Source organism: Aeromicrobium sp. P2_G6, assembly GCF_056403535.1.
Genome location: NZ_JBFUFH010000002.1, coordinates 165,605 through 184,651, shown reverse-complemented (window position 1 = coordinate 184,651; position 19,047 = coordinate 165,605). Strand labels below are relative to the sequence as shown.

The window sequence follows — 19,047 nt, the reverse complement described above, 5'->3', positions numbered from 1 at the left end:
TCCTGACGAAGAGGTAGGTCCATGCAGCAGCTGGTAGCGGAGTTCTCAGCGCGCGTCGAGACGACGCCCGACGCGATCGCCGTCATCGATGCCTCCGGCCCGCACACGACGGCCGAGGTCATGCGCGAGGCGGAGCTGCTCGCGCACGTCCTCGCCGCCAGCGTCGAGGGAGCGCCGACCGTGCTCGTGCAGGCCGACAACACCTGGCGCACGTTGTCCGCGGCCCTCGCCGTAGGGATGCAGGGTGGCCTGATCGCCGTCGTGAGCCGGCACGCGACTCCTGGCGAGTTCGCGATCGCGTGCAGCGACCTCGTCCCTGACGTCGTCATCGCGTCCGAGCCGGTCATCATCGGCTGGGACGTGCCGCTGGACCACTTCTCCTTGCGCACCGAGGCCCTCGACGGCTGGACCGTGACGGCGCGTCCCGGTGTCACCAGCGGGGTCGAGCGCTGGCGCGGCGGCGTCGTCGTCGCCATGACCTCCGGCTCGACGGGGCGGCCCAAGTGTGTCGTGCAGTCGGAAGATGCCCTGCGCTACGCCGGCACCTGCACGATCGACGCCGTCGGGCTGCAGCCCGGCGATCCTGTCGGCGCGCTCGTCCCGCTGTCGTCGGTCGCCGCATTCTGCTTCGGGATGTACCTGCCGGCGATGCTCGGCTCACCGATGGTCGCCCTCGACGGCTGGGAGCCGTCCGCTGCGCTGCACCTCATGGCCAAGCACGACGTGCGCTGGACGATGCTCGTCCCGACGATGGCCTTGCAGCTGTCGATCCTGCCCGACTCGACCGGCAGCCTCTCGTCGCTGACCGCCATGACGGTGGGCGGCGGCCCGATGGACTCCGGAGCGCTGGGCCGCGCCGAACGTACGCTCGGCACGAAGTTCCTCCGCGTCTTCGGGATGTCGGAGTGCCTCGGCCACACGACTCCCCTGCCGACCGAGGACGAGGACGTACGCCTCGGCCGCGACGGTCGGCCGTTCCCCGGCACCACGGTGCGGGTCGTCGACGAGGACGGGGTCCCCCGCGGCCCCGGCGAGGTCGGTCAGCTGCAGGTCATGGGGCCGTCGTTCTTCGTCGGGTATGCCCGCAACGGCGCACCCGAGCCGCCGGCACTGACAGCCGACGGCTTCTTCCCGACCGGCGACCTGGCCAGGATCAACCCCGACGGCACGCTCAACATCGTGGGCCGCGAGAAGCAGATCATCATCCGCGGCGGCCGCAACATCGACATCAATGAGGTCGAGGCCGCGATCGCCCAGATGCCCGACGTCGCGCAGGTCTGCGTCGTGCCGGTCCCCGATGAGCTGCTCGGTGAGCGCGCCGCCGCACTGATTGTCACGAGCGGCGCCGAGATCGACCTCGACACCGTCACGGCTCACCTCGATGCTGCGGGATTCGCCAAGTTCAAGTGGCCCGAGTTCGTCCACCGCGTCGCCGCGTTGCCGCAGAACCGTGTCGGCAAGCTGTCGCGCGACGACGCGGTCAAGCTCGCCACCGACCTCAGCCGCACGCCGGCCGACCACCCCACGACCTAGGAGCCGCATGTACAACCTGATCATCCTCGCCGCCCGCCCGCGCGACTGGACCCACGAGCAGTTCATCGACTGGTGGCGCAACGATCACGCCGACCCGACGTACGCTCTTCCCGGCCTTCGGCGGTGGCATCACACCGAGATCCTCGAGGCGATGGGCGAGAAGTCGGAAGGCTGGGACGGCCTCTCGGTCCTGAGCTTCGACACCAAGGAGGCGATGGAGGCCGCGCTCGCAAGCCAGGAGTGGCTGGACGCCGTGGCCGACGTCGGCGACATGCGTGGGCGCCGGATCGCCGTCATGGGCGACGAGAAGGTCATGGTGGCCCACGAGTGACCGCCACCTCGGACGTGCCGACCTCAGCCTGGTCTGATCCCGGCTGCTTCGAGGTCGCGCCCGGCGTGCACCGCATCCCTTTGTCGATGCCCAATGACGGCCTGCGCGCCATCAACGTCTATGCCATCGAGACGGCGCGCGGCCTCGCGCTGATCGACGGCGGGTGGCGCGTACCCTCGGCGCTCCACGAGCTGACCGCCGCTCTGGCCACGATCCGCCACACGCCCGCCGACATCCACGACGTCTACGTCACGCACATCCACCGCGACCACTACACGTTCGCGGTCGAGCTGCGCCGGCTCTTCGGCTCCCGTGTGCACCTGGGCCGTCCCGAGGAACCGGGGCTCCGCGAGGTCATGGCGATCCGGACGAACGTACCGGTCGGTTCGATCCTCGAGCTCGAGCGAGCCGGTGCGCCGGCGCTGGCCGCGGACATGACCGCACTCACCGCGGCCGAGCCGTTCGACGACGAGGCGTGGGAGCTGCCAGACTCGTGGCTCGACGCCCAGTCGATCGATCTGGGCGCTCGCGAGCTCGAGGTCGTCCCGACGCCCGGGCACACCAAGGGCCACATCGTGTTCCAGGACCATCAGGGTGGATTGCTCTTCACCGGCGATCACGTCCTCCCGACCATCACACCCTCGATCGGCTTCGAGCTGGGCGCCCGCGAGCTTTCCCTCCAGCACTACCTGTCGTCGCTCCGGCTGCTGCTCACGCGACCCGACGCGCGCCTGATGCCGGCGCACGGCTACCCGATCGACAGCGTCCACGACCGCGTCCACGAGCTCCTCGACCATCACGCCGAGCGGTTCGACGAGGCCGAGCGCGTGCTGCGCTCCCTCGGCACGCCAGCCACAGCGCTCGAGGTCGCCCAGCGCCTGCTGTGGACCCGCCGCGAGCGCCGCCTCGCCGACCTCGACCAGTTCAACCAGATGATGGCGGTCTGCGAGACGCTCGCCCACCTCGACGTCATGGTCGACGACGCCCGCGTAGTCGCCACGTCGACGCCCGTCGCGCTCTTCTCCCCCGCCTGAGCAACCGGCGACCGGACCGTGACCTCCTTGGAGTGCGTCGGGGAGCGCTTGATCTCAGCGCCGGCGGCGAGGAGCCGCGGATCGCGGCGGCGCCGAACGCATGTGATCGCGCACTGGCACGAGCAGGTCAGCGAGGGCCCGGGTGTCCGCCACCGACAACGGCTGGAACAGCTGATCGCTGATGACCTCGGTGTGCCCGGGTAGGACCTTCTCGAGCCGCTTTCGCCCAGCGTCGGTGATGGTGACCGTGATGCCCCGGTCGTCATCCGCCGAGGGGGTGCGGGCGACCAGCCCAGCCTTCTCGAGCAGTCCGGCCTGGTAGGTCAGCCCGCTGCGGCTGTAGACGACACCGTCAGCGAGGTCAGTCATGCGTTCGCTGCCCGTCGACGAGCCGAGCCCGAGGCGCGCCAGGAGCTGGAACTGGACAAAGCTCAGGTCACCGACCTCACGCAGCTGTTGCTCCACCGCGTGCTTGAGCAGGCCAGCCACCTCCGTGAGGGCGAAGTACGCACGGAGCTGAACGGCATCCAAAGACGAGGGGGTCTGAGTCATGTGATCAGAGTAACGATGTTTCGCATTCAAAGCACTTGCTTCGTATTCGAAGCACTGCTACTTTCATGGAGTGCTTCAACTTCGAAGCACTCCATTCGAGAGTGAGACATCACCATGAAGGCAATCCGATTTCACGAGTACGGCGGTCCCGACGTCCTGCACTACGAGGACGTGGACCTCCCTGTCCCCAGTTCCGGGCAAGTCAGGGTTCGCGTCGCGGGCACATCGTTCAACGGTGTTGACGGCAACATCCGCGCGGGGCTGATGCAGGGGCCGATGCCGCTCACGCTGCCGCACATCCCCGGCCTCGACGTCGCAGGCACGGTCGACGAGCTTGGCGAGGGCGTCACCGATCTCGAGGTCGGTGACAGGGTCGTCGGCTTCCTCCCGTTCGTCGAGAACGGTGCCGCGGCCGACTACGTCCTGGTGTCAGCCGAGAGCTTGGCGCAAGCTCCCAAGGCCATCCCGCTGGCTGATGCGGCCGCGATGCCAGTCGTGGGACTCACCGCATTCCAGGCGCTGTTCGTCCACGCCGAGCTCAAGTCAGACCAACGCATCCTGATCACTGGAGCCGATGGCGCAGTCGGTGGGTTCGCGGTGCAGATGGCCAAAGCGGCCGGCGCGCACGTGATCGCCACCGCCAGCCCGCGAAGCAGCGATCAGGTCATCGCTCAGGGAGCTGACCAGATCGTCGACTACACCACGGCGGACCTGACCACCGCGGTCACCGAACCCGTCGACGTCCTGTTGAACCTGGCCCCGATCGACCCCGCCGCTTTCACAGCCCTCGCCGGACGCGTACGCGACGGAGGCGTCGTTGTCAGCACGACGGTCTGGATGCCTGCCCCGAGTGATGACGAGCGCGGCGTCCGCGGCATCGACCTGTACGTCAACAATGACCGCGAGCAGCTGGCCGGGCTGGTCGCACGAATCGACAACGGCGACCTCACGGTTGATGTCGCTCGACGCGTTCCCCTCAGCGAGCTGCCGCACATTCACGCGGCCGCGGCCGAAGGCTCGCTCCACGGCAAGATCGTCATCGTGCCTGATGCCGCCTGACTATGCCGGATGTGTGCACCTAGCGACCTGGGAACGAACCCGAGTGCCCGCCACGCCGTCGATCTGGCGGGCACTCGCGGCGATGCGCAGCTTGTCTATTGCGGCCGTGACGCCGACGAGCGTACCGTCGAGGCGGGGCACCTTCGAGAATCGGAGCGGACCGTGACAGACGCACATCGCAGTGACTCAGCACCGTCGAGAGCGCAACTGGCCCTCGGCTTGGGGATCGCGGCACTCGTGGCCAATGTCGTAGGCATGTTCATCAGCGGCGACGACGACTCAAACGGCTGGATCTGGATCGTGATGGGTCTGCTGGCTCTGGCGGCCGTCGTGGTGGGTCTCATGGATGGGCGCGGGAGGCCGGCGGGACTCGCCTTGATCGGCACAATTCTGGGTGGCCTGATTCTCCTCGAGTTCCTCCTCTTCGTCATATTCGCCTAGCCCGGCCACCGATCCGCATCCGCGACTAGGGGTGGTCCGCTGAAGCCGCCGGGGCGGAGGCGCAGATGAGCTGACTCGTGGGTCGCATGCCAAGGGCACCCACCGAGGTGAGTGCCCTGGGACCGATCAGTTGCTGCTCAGTCCCAATCGATGCGGAGCTGCGATGCGCCGCCACCATTGTTGCCGTGGTCGCCGGGGGCAGCGGTTGCCGCGGGCGCGACTCCCACGACCGTCAGGACCGTCACAAATGCTGCGGCTACTAGACGCTTGAACACGATGTGCACCTACTCCTCAGGACCCAAAGGGCCGCTTCTCTTCCGGGAAGCCTATTCCGCCCTCACACCAGCGTCAGCGGAACGCGAATACCTGTACGGATGCCTTAAAAGAAGTCATGGCTAGCTGGTTGTGTTCCACGAGACGATCGGCGTCGTTTGGGCCTGCCGGTTGATCCGCACGTCGAACGCCTCGGAGACGTGCCATTCCCGGGACAACATGACCGGGGTTCCATCGCGGTCGTAGTCGATCTCCTCGATGTACAGCAGAGGCTTCCCGCGCCGGACCCCGAGCACCTTCGCCGTGCGGCTGGTGCTGGCGACGGCGCGCAGGGTCGCTGTCGCGTGGTCAGCGGCATGCCCCGACGACCTCAGCAATCCGAACAGCGAGGGGTGGAGGTTCTGTAGATCGAGGTCACCTTTCAGCAGCCGCGCCGGAATGCGGTCGCGTGAGTAGATCACCGGCTGGCCGTCGGCTGTCCGGACGCGCTCCACTGCCAGGACCCTGTCGCCCTGGCTGAGCTGCAGGGGGCTGTCGAGCTTCGAGCAATGATCAAGAACCGCATCGAGCACCCGCATCCCGGCGTGCGCACCGGCGCTCTCGATCATCGCGAGATAGCTCAGTGTCGAGTCGAGACCGTGGGGCATCCGCCGACGCTCGGCGACATAGCTGCCAGATCCGTGACGACGGGTGACGTAGCCGGCTTCGACCAGGCTGGTCACCGCTTCCCGCACGGTCGCCCGAGACACGTTGAACCGCCTCGCCAGCTCACCTTCGGTCGGCAGCTTGGTTCCCGGCTGCATCTGAGCGCTGGCGATCTCTTCCAGCAGCTCGTCGCGCAGGCGGTCGGCAAGCAAGCTCTTCACGGGCATGTCGCCAGCCTACGTCCGGGTCTCGGGCACTGTATCTGCGCCAGAATCCGTCTCCTCGAGGACGCGGCGAACCTGATCAGCGATGGACGGAGCACCGGGAAGCAGGCCGTCGAAGATGGCGCTGCCGATCGTGTAGCCCCATGCGCCGGCCTCGCTCACCGCGACGGCTCGCTCGATGCTCGCGATCGATCCCGCCACGATCACCGGGCCGCTCGATGCCTGGACCACCGCACGGATCAGCTCGAGGGTGTCGGCGGTCGGGTGGCGATAAGCCAGTAGATCGAGGCCCGCTACGTGGTCGAGCCCGGTCAGCCGTTCCGCGTCGGCAGCGATCTCGTCGATCGTGCCGAGCAGGACGCTGGGGTGGTCAACGACCTGGCCGGGGAACGGGCAGTACCGCACGCTGTCGGGAAGCATGCCCGCCGTCTCGGCGCCGTGGGTGCCGCCGAGCACCCAGTCGAACCCCGCCTCCGCCGCCGACCGCAACGACGACAGCTCGGCCTCCTTGGACGTCGACACGACTTCGAGCATGACCTCGAAGCCGGCGTCGTGGGCGAGCGACGTCAGCTCACGTTGTCGGGCGAGGTCTGCTCCGACGTCCTTGAACCCGATGTACCGCAACCCGGTGTCGGCCAACGTCGGCACGATCTCTGCCGCGTTGTCGACGGTTCGGTCGTCGTGGGTCAGCATGAACACGAAATGAGCCACAGGTCCTCCTTCATCCGTTCTCGGCGTCGGTGATGATCGATCGCGCCGTCTCGTCCGACCACACCCCGAGCAGATCGGCGAGATCCACGATCGAGAACCGTTCGCGCAGCAGATGCGAATTTCTCAGCGCCCAGAACAGCAGCGGTTCGTCATAGCCGGGCCCAAGATCTTCGGCGCGTGCGGGAAGACCACTCGCATGGCTCACCTCGTCGAACTGTTCCGGGGTCGGTAGCGACAGCGTCTTGGTGAACGCGTCCCAGGCGGTGACCAACGCCTCGACATCTGCCCGGTGCTCGAGCAGCCAGCTGCGTTTCGCGGAGTAGCCCGCCCAGCATTCCTCGACCGTCTTCTCGCCGAGCTCGGCGAAGGCGAGTGCCACCGCATCACGACGTGTGGACTCGTCGGACACGTGGACATGCGGCCGGGTCGACCTGATCGTGCGATCGACGAGCTGCCAGACCCGTAGCGCGAGCCGGGTCGCGACGGTCACTTGCATGCCGTGCGGCGCGCCAGCTTCTTGCCGTTCGGTGAGGGCCATCTCCAGAAGGTGTGACACCGCGTGCTCAGTGCCCGATGCGGGTGCCGTAGAGCCGACGATTCCCATCGACAACCCGCTCCCAGCCAGCAGCCGGGCGAGGTCGGCGAGACCGGCCGGCTCGGCGGCGTGCGCGGCTCGGGCCAGCGATGGAAGAGCAGGCATCGCGGCAAGGACCGGCTCGACGACTGCGGAATCGTAGGAGGGTCCATGTCCGACACCCGCCGCGAGCTGCCACTCGGCGACCGCGTTGGGCACCGTGGAGAGGTCGCCCACTCCGGCGAGGTTCAGTCCGGCTGGTGCCGCGGTCAGGATGTCGGAGTCGGCGATGAGTTGGTCCGGCCAGCGCGACACGACAGTTCGTTTCGCGCCGGCGATGACCAGGACGCTGCGGTCGGCGATGAAGCCGTTGATGCTGCAGGCAGTCTGGACTGCAACGTGGCGGCTACCAGTGCGTTGCGCGGTGACCTTCGCGATGTCGGTGAGCGTGCCCGCGCCCACCGAGATCATCAGCCGGTCGTCGCCGACCTCGGCCACAGCCCGCTCGACGGTCTCCTCGTCGGCGCGCACCGTCCCCGTACCGAGCTGGATGACCGGGCAGTCGCCGAGCTGTTCGGCGAGCCGATCGACGACTGGCCCGGCCGGCGTGGTGTACGGCCCGCCGTCGCTGACGATGACGGGCGTGCCAAAGCGACCGGAGCTGTCCTTGATCGCGTCGTCCAGCACCGAGGCACCGATGCGGATGTCGACGTCGGGCAGGTCGGCGTGGCCCCGTTCGCGGAGCATCGCGAGGATCGCGTTCGGGTCGGGAATGCTGATCATGTGGCCAACGCTGACTCGACGGCATCAAAGGCGGCACGGTAGCGGCCGTACGCCTCGGCGTATCGCTGCTGCGCACCAGGGTCGGGATCGATGGTGCTCGTGTCCAGCTGTACGGCGACCGATGCCTCCGAGAAGCTCGCGAACACCCCGGAACCGACCCCCGCAACCATCGCGGCACCAACAGCGGTGGCCTCCTTGGACAGGACGCGACGTACCGGCCGGCCGAGCACGTCGGCTTTGATCGCCGCCCACAGGTCGTCTCGTGCACCACCGCCGACGATCCGTACCTCGCCGTGACCGAGATCCAACGCGCCGAGCCGGTCGACGATGTCGCGCAGCGCATACGCACACCCCTCGAGCACCGCGCGGGCGACGTGGGCCGAGGTGTGGTTCATGCCAAGGCCGAGAAAGGCACCCCGCATCGAGTCGTTCCACCGCGGTGCGGTCGAACCGGACAGCGCGGGGAGGAACAGCACGCCGTCGCTGGCCGGTGGCGCCTCCCCGGCTCGTGCGAAGACCTCCCCCTGCGAGATGCCGAGCAACCCGCTGGAGAGCCACAGGGTGCTGCCGCCGCTGACGAATCCCGGATTCTCGATCAGCCACGTACCGGGGACCGCGTGGCCGTGGGTCTCCACCACGCAGAGCGGATCGCGGACAGGCTCGTCGCCGACCGTGGTCACCGGCTCCGCCGTACCGGTGACGTCGACGATGACGCCGGGCTCGATGGCACCGGCGCCGACAGACGCGGCGTGCTCGTCTCCCGTGCCGACGACCACCGCGCAGGTGGCCGGCAGTCCGAGGTCGGCGGCGACGTCGGACCGCAGGGTGCCGACCACGTCCGTCGAGGGCCGGACCTGCGGCAGCATCGCGGGGTCGAGGCCGGCGGCCTCGCAGAGCTGTGCGTCGAAGTCACCCTTGGTGACGTCGTAGACCATCGTCGACGATGCGTTCGCGGCGTCCTGGGCCCACGAGCCGCAGAGATGGTGCAGCAGATACGCCCCGACTGGCGCGAACATGGCGGCGCGCTGCCAGACCTGCGGTTCGTTCTCGCGGATCCACATCATCTTCGGTGCGCTGTGCGAAGCATCAGCAACGAGTCCAGTACGCTCGGCCAGCCGTTCCGGCCCCACCGTGGAGACCAGTCGGTCGCACTGGTCCGTGGCACGTTTGTCCAGCCAGATGATCGCCGAGCGCAAGGGAGTGCCGTCGGCATCGCAGGCGACGACGCCGTCGACCTGGCTGCCCAGACCCATGGCCACAATCCGGTCCGCCGCGATGCCATCGGTCACCATCCGCACGGCGTCGCGCAAGGCGGTGCGATAGGCAGCCGGATCCTGGTCGGCCCAGCCGTCGTGCTCGTGCACCATCGTCAGAGGTGCTGAGCCGGACGAGACGACTTCGCCGCTCTCGTCGACGAGCACCGCCTTGATGCTCTGCGAGCCGACGTCGACTCCTAGGACCAGAGACACGACTCCCCCTCACCTGGCGGTAGAGCATTGGGTGGGACGGTCGCGGGGAGGATCGGACGGCGATCTTCCCCGGTCCCGTCAGGGTGACCGAGGCGGCGAATCTTCAGTCTCGATCTGGGAGACGTGAGTCGATCCATAGCCCTCTTCCTGGAGATGCGCACCGTGCTCGCCTCGGGTCATCGCGAACTCCTCCTCCGGCGACAACACCAGCTTGTGCCGTCCTCGGATCGCGAAGTAGACGATGCCGAGCAGGAAGTAGATGAGCGTGCCATACACACCCGGGCGGTAGTCGTCGTTGAGGAACAGCGAGACGAGCGCGACGAGGGCGATCGCACCGGCGATCGCGGCGCCCGGGATACCCACTGGGCTCCGATACGGGCGTTCGATGTCCGGCAGCTTGCGACGCAGCATGATGAACGCCAGGCATTGCATGAAGTACGAGATCACCGCGCCGAACACGGCCATGTAGAGCAGCGCGCCGACGATCTTGCCCGCGAGGTCGCCCTCGGCCTTACCGAGGTAGTAGATGAGCAGCGTGAGCGCATAACCGACCACCCCACCGGCGATGAGCGCGACGTAGGGCGTGTTCCTGGTCGGGTGGGTGATCGACAGGACCTGCGGGAAGTAGCCCGCACGGGACAGCGAGTACGTGTTGCGGCCGTACGCATAGATGATCGTGAAGAAGCTCGCGATCAACCCGATCAACCCGATCAACGCCAAGAGGGACGCTCCGGTGCCTTCGCCGAACACGGCCTTGAAACCGTCGAACAACGGAGTCGCCGAGGTGCCGATTGTCTTCGCGCCGCCACCCACGCCGGTGTTCAGGAACAGGGTCAGCACGGCGAACAGCACCAGCGTCGTGAGACCCCACAGGGTCGCGCGTGGGAGGTCACGCCCGACATCGTGAGACTCCTCAGCAGCCAACGGCAGCTCCTCGATCGCGAGGTAGAACCAGATCGCGAATGGCAAGGCCGGGAAGATCCCCGCGACACCCTTCGGCAGGAAGGAGCTCTCGCCCTCGTCGGGCTTGATGTTGGTGAGCAGGCTGCTGTCGAAGGAACCCTTGACGACCACGGCAATGTAGAAGAACGCGAGGATGCCGAGCGCCAGAACGGTGATCACCACGGTGAAGCGGAAAGTGATCTCGACGCCGAGGATGTTGATCCCGACGAAGACGATGTAGAAGAGCAGCCACCACCACACTGGGCTGTTCCAGTCCCCGTCGTTGTCGGTCAGGTCGACGACGATGTCGTGCGACAGGAAGCCCATCGCGCCGACGACGACGGCCGGCGTGATGACGTACTCCATGTTCTCGGCCAGGCCGGTGATGAAGCCGCCCCATGGGCCCATCGCGGACCGGGAGAACGAGTAGGCGCCACCGGTGTGCGGCAGCGCTGGTGACATCTCGGCAATGCTGAAGCAGAGTCCGTAGTACATGATCGTGATGACGACCCCGGCGATCAGCAGTCCGCCGAAGCCACCGGCATCAATGCCGAGGTTCCAGCCGTAGAAGTCGCCGGAGATGACGGCCCCGACGCCCAGCGCCCACAGTGACCAGAAGGCGGCGTGGCGGCGCAGTTGCCGCTTCTCGAAATATCCGTCGGCGGCCTCCTGGTAGGTGACCTTCCCAAAAGCACGTGACTTGTCCGCCATCGCTCCTCCTGCTTGCCGTCCCCCCTGCATAAGTTGTCAGACAACTTTGACGATAACTCTGGACGCGGTGCAGGTCAACGGTCTGGCGTGCGCGCATTCGCCAGCGCTCGATGGATCCGTGAACCGCTCACCAATTGGTGAGAGGTTCCAGTTGCTTGACGATCTCCAGGACAACGAGCTCAAGATCGTCGTTGTCTCCTGGGTAATACAGCGGTCCAGCGCCATCCGTGAGCAGGACTCTGACCCCAGCCACTCCCCGAGCCGGCACTGGCGCTGGTGCCCGGAGCCGATCAATCAGCATCTGCAGCGCGCCGGCCGCCTCAAGGATCCGGGTGCTCCGAGGCACTATTCGACAGCCCGCAATCCGCGGCGGAGGCCCCGTCGCCTCCTCAAGGAGCTCTTCCACACGACGCGCGAGTAAGCGCCGGAACGACGGCCGGACGAGAATCTGGGCCCGAACCGCGCGGAGCGGGCTCGATTCTGGCGCAGCACCGGCGGCGATTTCGCGGTCCAACTTGTAGCTTCGGGCATGGGACAGGAAGAGCTGGCGGGGTGTCACGTTCCTTGCCGTGACGCCCCGGTCCGAGGCCCTGGTGAGGATTAGCATGGTGCAATTTCCCGGCTGTGTTCCCAGCTATTGCCATTGTCCGCCCGCAGCCACACGCTCACACTTTGAATCACGGCGAGGTCCCCGTCGTACGATGGCGGCCGAGAGGAGGCGGCGATGGCCGATCCGATGGGCGACATCATCGGGGACTATCGGGCCTTCGCTGCGCAGCAGCAGGACCGCCTCCTGGCCCGCGGCATCGACATCGGCCCGTACCTGCTCAGCCACCTCGCGTTCCGAGTGCCGGAGTGGGATCAGTACGCGCACGTGCGGAGCCTGCTGGAACGCCACGCGGTCGCCAATCGCGAGAACGTCTGGAACGGCCGCCCGATCTCGTTGATCGTTCCCGCCGAGCCGCTCGAAGTCCTCGACGGCAAGACTGTCCCGCTCATCGAACTCATCCCGCCCGTGCATCAGCGCGTCTACAAGATGGGGCTGGAGCACCTCGGCGTTGTTGTCGGCGACACTTTCGACGCGTTCGTCGACGCCCACAAGCCCGTCCTGACAGGACAGCAGTTCCAGGGCCCGAACAGCACACCCGACCCCGTCTACATCTTGTTCGAGGACTTCACCCACGTGAAGTTCTATCGACTCTCACTGCGGGCATCCGTCGAGCCCGATGCTGGACCGTTCGACGACGGCTTCCATCACGTCGAAGACTGGGTGCCCCAACGGCTCGTCACCGCGACTGGCCCGAACCCTCTGCCACGCTGAGTGGCGCCCGGAATCCGCCACGATGGGCCTGGTCGCAGCGGTATGAACCACCGTCTGCAGTGGATCCGGACTTGACGCCAAGGTTGAGCAGCCTCGCGGCGGGATCTGCTGTTGCTCTTGTGGTGCCCCTTCCGCGGGGTTCGACTGGGCGACTTCGTGCGGTTCCAGAGAGCCATTCACAAGTGCTTGAGAGCACGACAAAATGGGACTGCGGAGTTGGATGGAGCAACACTCGGGATCTCCCTTCCCAGACATTCGCGCGGTTCGTGGACTCCCACCCGGACTGATAACGCGGCCGTTGCTCTCCAACTCCGCCACTCAGCCAGCGACCGCCACAGGGTGCAGACTGGTATTGCAGGGCGGGAGGAGTACACATGCCTGAGCTTGTCGTCGACTTCATCACCTCGCTCGACGGGTATGCCTCCGCCGAGGGTTGGCCTGGTTGGTGGGGCCTCGAGGGGCCGGAGTATCTCGCGTGGCTGGGCGAGAACCCCGAAGGGGACTACCTGCTCCTGATGGGGGCGAACACCTACCGGCTCATGTACGGCTTCACGAAAGAGGGCGAACCGGGAACGGATGTGCTCGGAGGCATGTCCAAGGTTGTCTTCTCCAGGACGCTGACCGAGCCGTTGCAATGGGAGAACTCGACCTTAGTCACCGGCGATGCCGCAGCGGCTGTGCGGAAGATGAAGGACACCGGCGACAGGTCTATGCGCACCATCGGCAGTGTCACGCTATGCCGATCGCTATTGGAAGCGGGCCTCGTCGACAGGTTCCGGGTGGTGATGTTCCCCGTGATCACGGGGGCGACCGGCCATGAGCGAATCTACGATGGCTACCCCGACGTCGCCCTCGATATGACGGACAGCCGTACCTTCGACGGCCAGATCCAGTTGGTCGAGTACGTGCCGAGGGTGCTGGACGGCCCACCAGGCACGTCCTGAGGGCCTCCTCCCCCCGTTGGGTTTGCACCGGCATGAGCTCGCGCTCCCTCGCGGCGATAAGACGCGCGCTGAAGCCGTGACCCGTCAGAGCGACGACCAGCAGTACAGCTCCTCGGCGAAGCCTCGGGCACGCCGGGCGAGGGACGACAGATCGGTGATCCAGGTAGCTGCAACCTCGGCGGGGTAATCGCCGTACTGTTCCGCGGCCCACAAGGGTGCGAACGTCGTGATCCTCGTCGGGTCGATGTCTGCGAGCCCGTCACGCACCCGAGTAGCGAGCCGTTCCACGCTCGGATCGGTCAACCAGGGCGATGTCTCGTCCACGGGCGGTGGTGTGTCCGGTGGCGGCCACAGCCCAGTGCTGGTCTTCGGTCCTCGTTCGTACGGTCGCCCTTGAGCGATTGCCAGGAGCTGCTCGAGATGTGGATCCGGGAAGATCCCCTTGGTCGAGATGCCGTCCAGGGGCGGTCCCTCGCCGGTGAATGAGTTGAGGGGACCAGCCATCAGCGAGTAGGTGTCGCGAGCGATGCCATCGTCGGGTGCTCGAAAGTAGTCGAAGTAGACGCCCATCTTTGCCTCCTGGTCGAGAAGGCTAGCGCGGAAGATTGAGACCAGGCTGGATGTTCTTCGCGGCAGTATGACGCTCGCTGGGGTGGTCCTGCACGCCACCGGTGGTATCCGCGTCGCCCGATCGCGATCGCGGAACGCACAACTTCGCGCCATCGGCGGATCAGCGCACTTTCTCCAGGGCCTCGAGCCGGTCGACAGCGGCAGAAGGGCCTGGTTCGGCTCTCACGCGTTCGGCGAAGGCGCGGACGACAGGGGCGAGCGCCGTTGCCTCGTGAACAGCCGCGCGCAACCGTTCCGGTGTCAATCTCTTGAGAGGCAGGAAGACCCCGAGTCCAGCGGCCTCGACTCGGCGGCCCACTTCCGCCTGGTCGCGTCCGAAGGGGACCACGACTACGGGCACGCCGTTACTGATGGCCTTCTGCGTTGCGCCGAAGCCGCCATGGGTGATGGCCACTGCTGCCTTGGGGAGGACGAGCGAATGCGGCACGAATTCCTCGAGGTGGGCATTGGCGGGGATCGCTTGCGCCTCGACGCCAGCGGGCATAGTGGCGACGACGTCGAAGTCCTCCCCGGCAAGGCCCGCGAGCGCAGTGGTGATGAGCCTGCCGTCGTCCTGGAATTCCGACGATGACGTCACCAGCGCGATGGGTCGATTCAACTCGCCTAGCCATGCCGGAGCTTCCATCGCCGGATCCCAATTGAGAGGGCCAGTGAAGCAGAATGATTCGGGCCAATTGGTCCGCGGGTACTCAAGCGCCTTCGTCGTGAGGTACAGAGTCAGCGGCGGGCCGGAGAACATCGTCTTGGCGTCCGGAATCACTGGCGCGTCGAAACTGGACCGCAACTCGTTGAGCGGGCCCATGATGGCCCGCTCAACGGCGCCCAGCGTGAGCGGCATAAGTATCCGATTCCGCAGTCGACCCAACGGACCGCGCATCGGTTTCAGCCCCGGCCCAAATGGAGGCACCTCTGCCGACGGGAGTGGCGTCGGCGCGTGTTGCAGGACCGCCCACGGCAGGCCGGATGCCTCTGCCACCGCCCACGCCCCCCAGGAAAGCACGTCAACAATCAGCAGGTCCGGCACCTCGCGGTCGATCGCCACCCGCATCTCCGGACCGTCAATCCTGCCGCGCTCGACGAAGGCCTTTGTCCCGAGCTTCAGCGAGTCGAGCGGATTCTTGCCGGTGTAGTCGAGCAACTTCACGTCGTCGAGGGCTGGGTCGACCGGATGCGCCGTGATCCCGAGTCCGCGCAACCGTTCCACCTCCGATCCAAGGGCATAGAGCACGACGTCGTGGCCCCGCTTCTGCAGTTCGAGGACGATCGGAATGGTCGGGAACAGATGCCCCTTCGCCGGGGCGGTGTAGACGAGGACCTTCACTTCAGGAGTCCTTTCAGGATCTCGGTCAGCGCCAGGGCGATTTGGCTCCGGGACACTCCTCAATGCCGCCGCAGCAAGAACCAGGTGTACACGTCACAGACCGCGACGAGCTGTGCGAGCAGGCGCTGTAATTCAGATTAGGATCAAGATTTCGGCGCGCACAATATGCCCAAGGTCAATCGATGCGCCCGACCATCGGGCATGAGAGTGCGCCTGCACGCGGCGGTATGACGGGCTACTAGCGGGCCAGAAGGCGCGCGGGACGGCGCGGCATCGCGCCCGCCCTGGTGGGGTGTCGTCCGGGAAAGGGAGAGTCCGGGCATGATGAACGCTATGGAGGCTCTGTCTAGCCGCATTCTGCTGCGTCCGTGTCAGCCGGAGCGCAGCCGCCACTTTTATCGAGACACGTTGGGACTCGCCGTCTTTCGAGAATTCGGCCCTCCTGATGCACCTGGGCTGGTCTTCTTTTTGGGAACTGGCTTCCTCGAGGTCAGTGGGCAATCCACAGAACCTCCCGGCAGCAAACTGACCCTCTGGATTCAGGTTCGCGACCTCGAAGCTGAGCATCAACGGCTGAAGGCAGCAGGTGTTCACATCGTCCGTGGGCCGCGCCAAGAACCATGGGGCCTTGTCGAAATGTGGATCGAGGATCCAGACGGCGTACCAATTGTCCTCGTCGAGGTACCTGCCAACCATCCCCTTCGACGCGATCAACGTGGGTCTGCAGCTCCAGAGTCGGCCCCAACGACCGCCGGGTAGGGCCGCCTGCAGCGGCCCGCTCGCGGCGGAATGACTCTGCTGTTGGCGTCCGCCTTAGGACTGCAGGCCGATGGGAGGTGCGCAATGCGTGCCCCTTCAAGAACCGTCTAGAGGAGTCCTAGGCTGTTGGGCCCTTCGCTCGAACGTCGGATACGCTCGTCATCGCGTCGCGCAGATCGGTCAGCCAGTCGTCCTCGTGCTGACCGACCAACCGCACACACCAGGCCAGAGCCTCCGACCGCGACCGGGCGACACCGGCCTCAACCAACGTGTCGAGCACCTGTCGCTGTGGCTGACGCAAGCGGGTCATGACTGGCGCCGCCACATGGGTCCAGAGCTCGCGGTGGTCGCCCACGACGACTCCCCAAGAGACCTTGGCCTCGAACCGGTGCTCGGCCTCGCGAGCGATCTCCACGCGCCGGCTGCGGGTCTCCTCACGGAAAGCCTTGGCACGACCGATCCGGGCCTCAGCCAACGCGACGTCAGTCGGGTCGGCCAGCTCCACATCAGGCTGGGTCAGCAGGACCACGATCTCCTCGCGGTCACGGGTGATGTGCGCCGGCGTCGCGCGCCACTCGGCAGGCAGTCGGCCCTCGAACCAGCCGACGATCTTCTCAGTTGCACTCTCATTGGTCATGATTACATGATTACACGATTACACAAACTCACGTTCCGACATCAGGAGGTGTTTTCGCGGGTGTGCCCAGCACTGTGAGCAGGCGTCGTGCGAGCAGTCCAAGCCTTGCCAGTCTGGTCTGCAGATGCCAAGCCACGTGGATCGGCTCCTGTGTCGAGAGTTCGCGGCGAAAAGACGCATCCTGCCGACGACAACAGGTCATTCCGGCAGAGATTGCGCCCTAGCGGTGCTCCTGTTCCCTGCGGCGTCGTGACCAGCGAGGATCCCGCAACCCACCAACGCGACCAGCAACAGCAAGGACAGAATCACACCGCCGATGGTGCCAGCGTCGACGACCACTATCCCCAGCCCCGCGATAGCCAGCGCGATTGCCGCCCACCGAGGAGCGCTTCGCGCCCGGAAGACTGCTACGGCCAACGCAACGAATCCGATCAGTGAGCCAGCCAGGTAGACGATGAAGAATGGAGTCAATACGGGGCCGAGTGCAGCGTATGCCGATCCGAGGTCACCCACTTTGGCGTCCACATCGGGGCTGGTGAGCCCGTAGCTGGTGAAGAAGAACGTGTTCGTCAGGGAGCCGGCGGCCATCGCCGCCATGGCCAGCATTCCCCCTACGGTGGCCAGGGTCGCGCTTCTGCCTTGCACCCTCGAGACAGTGAGCGCCAGAGCCGGGACCAAGAACATCAGGCCCACCACGATCAGAACTCCGCCCACACCGGACCGTGCTCGGTCGGCTGCAACTGCCTCCAAGATAGGGGTTGCCTTCGGGGCGTCTGGTGAGAAGTCGTCCGCAGCAGCGGGGGCGACCAGGCTCCCGGCAAGCAACAACACCGGCCCGATCGGAGTGACCGCGGCCAGGACCCGTTGGCGCGCAGTCCAGTCCTGGTGCACTGCAATACGCGCTTGGACCACCTAAACACTTTAGGGACCAACAAGGCGCGACACAACGGGCCGCAGCCACCGCGCTACGTCGGGCTCAGCCACATCGCGACCGCCCGCTCTATTCTGGGCGTCCTGTCGCGGCGGAAAGACGCAGGATGGAGCAGATCTACGAGTTGGCCGACGCTGCAACTCCACCGAGGCGACCAAGGTTGCCAATGCTTGGCGTGTGCGCGATTGTCACAGTGTGGGAATCGTCAAAAGCCGACGGCGACGCTCTTGGCCAGGAGTCGCGCTTCTGGTTTGCGCCGCGGTGTGGTTCCTTTTCGCTTTCGCCTTTCGGAAAGAGCCCGAGGCGCGGGACTCGAGCGTGTTCTGGGGCGTCTGGATGGTCTTCATGGGCGCCATGGCCATCTTGGATGCGCGCGACACTGCGCCAAGAGGTGCGACTCGTCGGGAGCGGTGGACCCATATCGCTGATACGTCGCAGGATGCGGCGCTCAAGGGTGCGGTGGGCGGTGTGTACCTCGGGGTTGTGGTCGGCTTGATCAATCACAGCGCTACCGTCGGAGCGTTTACTGCTTTTGGCTTGGGCCTTGTCTTGGCACTACTGTTTTTCGTTGCACATTCGTATAGGCAGCGATGGATCGATCGCCGCCAGGTTGGCACGCGCGCCTCGGTTGTGCAACGCGACAATTCATAAGTTCTCGCCCGGCCGACGTGCGGCGGAAGCTGCGGTATGACGCGTGGGGCTGATGGTGCCCTCCTGAGTCAGGACCGCAAATTGGTGGCCGATTCTTGTCGTTCGCGAACTCCGGGGAATCGCCGCCTGAGGTGGCGATCGTCGCTACTGTTGGGCTTCGTGTTCGAAGCCTTGGAGTGTCGCCTGCATGGATTATCGCCGTGAGAACTGGGCCCTTGGCCTCTCATCGTTTGGGCTGATCCTCGGACCGCTAGGAATCGGTATCGGCCTGTACCTCGCTTCAACGTCGCGGCGGTGGAGCTTCGGCCAGAAGTGGGCCGTCGTAGCGATTCCGGTAGCCCTCGTCGCGATCCTGCTGTTGATAGGCGGATCAGTGGGGGGCTATTCCTGCACGCAAGTCAATGACGAGCCGAAGGTATGCGAACCACACTCGTCACCACTGATTCCCTTCCTCGTCCTGATCGCCCTCGCCGCGACTGCTATAGGAACAACCATTTACCTGTACCGCGCTGCTCGGCGCGCCCCGGCCTGATGGTTTCGCGGCGAAATGATGCGGGTCGGCGGCCAAGGT

At 66.1% G+C, this 19,047-nt stretch carries 20 protein-coding genes; 9 read left to right on the top strand and 11 right to left on the bottom strand.

Translation table 11 applies throughout. From position 1 onward, the window contains the following. The first annotated feature begins 21 nt into the window (after positions 1-21). Genes AC1DVU_RS07290 through AC1DVU_RS07280 form a run of 3 tightly spaced genes read left to right on the top strand, consistent with a single transcriptional unit; the run spans position 22 to position 2,898 of the window. Entirely contained in the window at positions 22-1,533 is a 1,512-nt protein-coding gene (locus AC1DVU_RS07290; RefSeq protein ID WP_476921772.1) for a class I adenylate-forming enzyme family protein, read from the top strand. A gap of 7 nt (positions 1,534-1,540) precedes the next feature. Continuing rightward, positions 1,541-1,864 (top strand): EthD family reductase, encoded by a 324-nt coding sequence (locus AC1DVU_RS07285; protein ID WP_476921771.1) that lies wholly within the window; start codon positions 1,541-1,543, stop codon positions 1,862-1,864. Further along, a complete protein-coding gene (locus AC1DVU_RS07280; RefSeq protein WP_476921770.1) occupies positions 1,861-2,898 on the top strand; it encodes an MBL fold metallo-hydrolase in 1,038 nt (345 codons plus the stop codon). Before AC1DVU_RS07285 ends, AC1DVU_RS07280 begins: the two co-directional genes overlap by 4 nt. Positions 2,899-2,952: 54 nt before the next feature. Here AC1DVU_RS07280 and AC1DVU_RS07275 read toward each other — a convergent pair whose 3' ends face one another. Further along, the gene (locus tag AC1DVU_RS07275) at positions 2,953-3,450 is read right to left on the bottom strand and encodes a MarR family winged helix-turn-helix transcriptional regulator (protein ID WP_476921769.1); all 498 of its coding nucleotides are present in this window, start codon (positions 3,448-3,450) and stop codon (positions 2,953-2,955) included. A gap of 114 nt (positions 3,451-3,564) precedes the next feature. On the opposite strand from AC1DVU_RS07275, the gene AC1DVU_RS07270 reads away from it, so the two are divergent. Then, positions 3,565-4,509, top strand: a complete 945-nt coding sequence (locus AC1DVU_RS07270; RefSeq protein WP_476921768.1) for an NADP-dependent oxidoreductase — start codon at positions 3,565-3,567, stop codon at positions 4,507-4,509. A 9-nt stretch (positions 4,510-4,518) separates the two neighbouring features. Further along, positions 4,519-4,950 carry a hypothetical protein gene (locus tag AC1DVU_RS07265; RefSeq protein WP_476921767.1) on the top strand — a complete coding sequence of 144 codons (432 nt, stop codon included), beginning with the start codon at positions 4,519-4,521 and terminating at the stop codon, positions 4,948-4,950. A gap of 137 nt (positions 4,951-5,087) precedes the next feature. Here AC1DVU_RS07265 and AC1DVU_RS07260 read toward each other — a convergent pair whose 3' ends face one another. From AC1DVU_RS07260 to eat, 6 genes are all read right to left on the bottom strand, one after another. Then, the gene (locus AC1DVU_RS07260) at positions 5,088-5,225 is read right to left on the bottom strand and encodes a hypothetical protein (RefSeq protein WP_476921766.1); all 138 of its coding nucleotides are present in this window, start codon (positions 5,223-5,225) and stop codon (positions 5,088-5,090) included. Between the two features lie 120 nt (positions 5,226-5,345). Then, positions 5,346-6,095: a GntR family transcriptional regulator gene (locus tag AC1DVU_RS07255; RefSeq protein ID WP_476921765.1), complete on the bottom strand. Its 750-nt coding sequence runs from the start codon at positions 6,093-6,095 to the stop codon at positions 5,346-5,348. A gap of 9 nt (positions 6,096-6,104) precedes the next feature. Then, positions 6,105-6,803 (bottom strand): beta/alpha barrel domain-containing protein, encoded by a 699-nt coding sequence (locus AC1DVU_RS07250; protein ID WP_476921764.1) that lies wholly within the window; start codon positions 6,801-6,803, stop codon positions 6,105-6,107. Positions 6,804-6,813: 10 nt separating this feature from the next. Next, positions 6,814-8,160, bottom strand: coding sequence for an iron-containing alcohol dehydrogenase (locus tag AC1DVU_RS07245; RefSeq protein ID WP_476921763.1), 1,347 nt, complete (start codon positions 8,158-8,160; stop codon positions 6,814-6,816). Continuing rightward, positions 8,157-9,629, bottom strand: coding sequence for a xylulokinase (locus tag AC1DVU_RS07240; RefSeq protein ID WP_476921762.1), 1,473 nt, complete (start codon positions 9,627-9,629; stop codon positions 8,157-8,159). The genes AC1DVU_RS07245 and AC1DVU_RS07240 overlap by 4 nt, the downstream gene beginning before the upstream one ends. A gap of 78 nt (positions 9,630-9,707) precedes the next feature. Then, positions 9,708-11,282 carry an ethanolamine permease gene (eat, locus tag AC1DVU_RS07235; RefSeq protein WP_476921761.1) on the bottom strand — a complete coding sequence of 525 codons (1,575 nt, stop codon included), beginning with the start codon at positions 11,280-11,282 and terminating at the stop codon, positions 9,708-9,710. A 724-nt stretch (positions 11,283-12,006) separates the two neighbouring features. On the opposite strand from eat, the gene AC1DVU_RS07230 reads away from it, so the two are divergent. Together AC1DVU_RS07230 and AC1DVU_RS07225 are read left to right on the top strand one after the other, a co-directional pair. Further along, positions 12,007-12,603, top strand: coding sequence for a VOC family protein (locus AC1DVU_RS07230; protein WP_476921760.1), 597 nt, complete (start codon positions 12,007-12,009; stop codon positions 12,601-12,603). A gap of 374 nt (positions 12,604-12,977) precedes the next feature. Beyond that, complete coding sequence (locus AC1DVU_RS07225; RefSeq protein ID WP_476921759.1) at positions 12,978-13,547, top strand: dihydrofolate reductase family protein; 570 nt, start codon at positions 12,978-12,980, stop codon at positions 13,545-13,547. Between the two features lie 84 nt (positions 13,548-13,631). Here AC1DVU_RS07225 and AC1DVU_RS07220 read toward each other — a convergent pair whose 3' ends face one another. Further along, positions 13,632-14,117, bottom strand: coding sequence for a hypothetical protein (locus AC1DVU_RS07220; protein ID WP_476921758.1), 486 nt, complete (start codon positions 14,115-14,117; stop codon positions 13,632-13,634). A 160-nt stretch (positions 14,118-14,277) separates the two neighbouring features. Continuing rightward, a complete protein-coding gene (locus AC1DVU_RS07215) occupies positions 14,278-15,498 on the bottom strand; it encodes a glycosyltransferase (RefSeq protein WP_476921757.1) in 1,221 nt (406 codons plus the stop codon). Between the two features lie 321 nt (positions 15,499-15,819). Between AC1DVU_RS07215 and AC1DVU_RS07210 the strand changes: the two genes are divergently transcribed. Further along, positions 15,820-16,257 (top strand): VOC family protein, encoded by a 438-nt coding sequence (locus AC1DVU_RS07210; protein WP_476921756.1) that lies wholly within the window; start codon positions 15,820-15,822, stop codon positions 16,255-16,257. A gap of 118 nt (positions 16,258-16,375) precedes the next feature. Here the strand turns inward: AC1DVU_RS07210 and AC1DVU_RS07205 are convergent, their stop codons facing one another. Next, positions 16,376-16,894 carry a hypothetical protein gene (locus tag AC1DVU_RS07205; protein ID WP_476921755.1) on the bottom strand — a complete coding sequence of 173 codons (519 nt, stop codon included), beginning with the start codon at positions 16,892-16,894 and terminating at the stop codon, positions 16,376-16,378. A 198-nt stretch (positions 16,895-17,092) separates the two neighbouring features. Further along, complete coding sequence (locus AC1DVU_RS07200; RefSeq protein ID WP_476921754.1) at positions 17,093-17,725, bottom strand: hypothetical protein; 633 nt, start codon at positions 17,723-17,725, stop codon at positions 17,093-17,095. 938 nt (positions 17,726-18,663) lie between these two features. Between AC1DVU_RS07200 and AC1DVU_RS07195 the strand changes: the two genes are divergently transcribed. Beyond that, the gene (locus tag AC1DVU_RS07195; protein WP_476921753.1) at positions 18,664-19,008 is read left to right on the top strand and encodes a hypothetical protein; all 345 of its coding nucleotides are present in this window, start codon (positions 18,664-18,666) and stop codon (positions 19,006-19,008) included. Positions 19,009-19,047 lie beyond the last annotated feature (39 nt).

Excerpts from the sequence above, each read along its gene's own strand:
- AC1DVU_RS07290 (WP_476921772.1), top strand. The coding sequence starts at position 22 with ATGCAGCAGCTGGTAGCGGAGTTCTCAGCGCGCGTCGAGACGACGCCC.
- AC1DVU_RS07285 (WP_476921771.1), top strand. The coding sequence starts at position 1,541 with ATGTACAACCTGATCATCCTCGCCGCCCGCCCGCGCGACTGGACCCAC.
- AC1DVU_RS07275 (WP_476921769.1), bottom strand. The coding sequence starts at position 3,450 with ATGACTCAGACCCCCTCGTCTTTGGATGCCGTTCAGCTCCGTGCGTAC.
- AC1DVU_RS07270 (WP_476921768.1), top strand. The coding sequence starts at position 3,565 with ATGAAGGCAATCCGATTTCACGAGTACGGCGGTCCCGACGTCCTGCAC.
- AC1DVU_RS07265 (WP_476921767.1), top strand. The coding sequence starts at position 4,519 with ATGTGTGCACCTAGCGACCTGGGAACGAACCCGAGTGCCCGCCACGCC.
- AC1DVU_RS07255 (WP_476921765.1), bottom strand. The coding sequence starts at position 6,095 with ATGCCCGTGAAGAGCTTGCTTGCCGACCGCCTGCGCGACGAGCTGCTG.
- AC1DVU_RS07245 (WP_476921763.1), bottom strand. The coding sequence starts at position 8,160 with ATGATCAGCATTCCCGACCCGAACGCGATCCTCGCGATGCTCCGCGAA.
- eat (WP_476921761.1), bottom strand. The coding sequence starts at position 11,282 with ATGGCGGACAAGTCACGTGCTTTTGGGAAGGTCACCTACCAGGAGGCC.
- AC1DVU_RS07230 (WP_476921760.1), top strand. The coding sequence starts at position 12,007 with ATGGCCGATCCGATGGGCGACATCATCGGGGACTATCGGGCCTTCGCT.
- AC1DVU_RS07225 (WP_476921759.1), top strand. The coding sequence starts at position 12,978 with ATGCCTGAGCTTGTCGTCGACTTCATCACCTCGCTCGACGGGTATGCC.
- AC1DVU_RS07220 (WP_476921758.1), bottom strand. The coding sequence starts at position 14,117 with ATGGGCGTCTACTTCGACTACTTTCGAGCACCCGACGATGGCATCGCT.
- AC1DVU_RS07210 (WP_476921756.1), top strand. The coding sequence starts at position 15,820 with ATGATGAACGCTATGGAGGCTCTGTCTAGCCGCATTCTGCTGCGTCCG.
- AC1DVU_RS07205 (WP_476921755.1), bottom strand. The coding sequence starts at position 16,894 with ATGACCAATGAGAGTGCAACTGAGAAGATCGTCGGCTGGTTCGAGGGC.
- AC1DVU_RS07195 (WP_476921753.1), top strand. The coding sequence starts at position 18,664 with ATGGATTATCGCCGTGAGAACTGGGCCCTTGGCCTCTCATCGTTTGGG.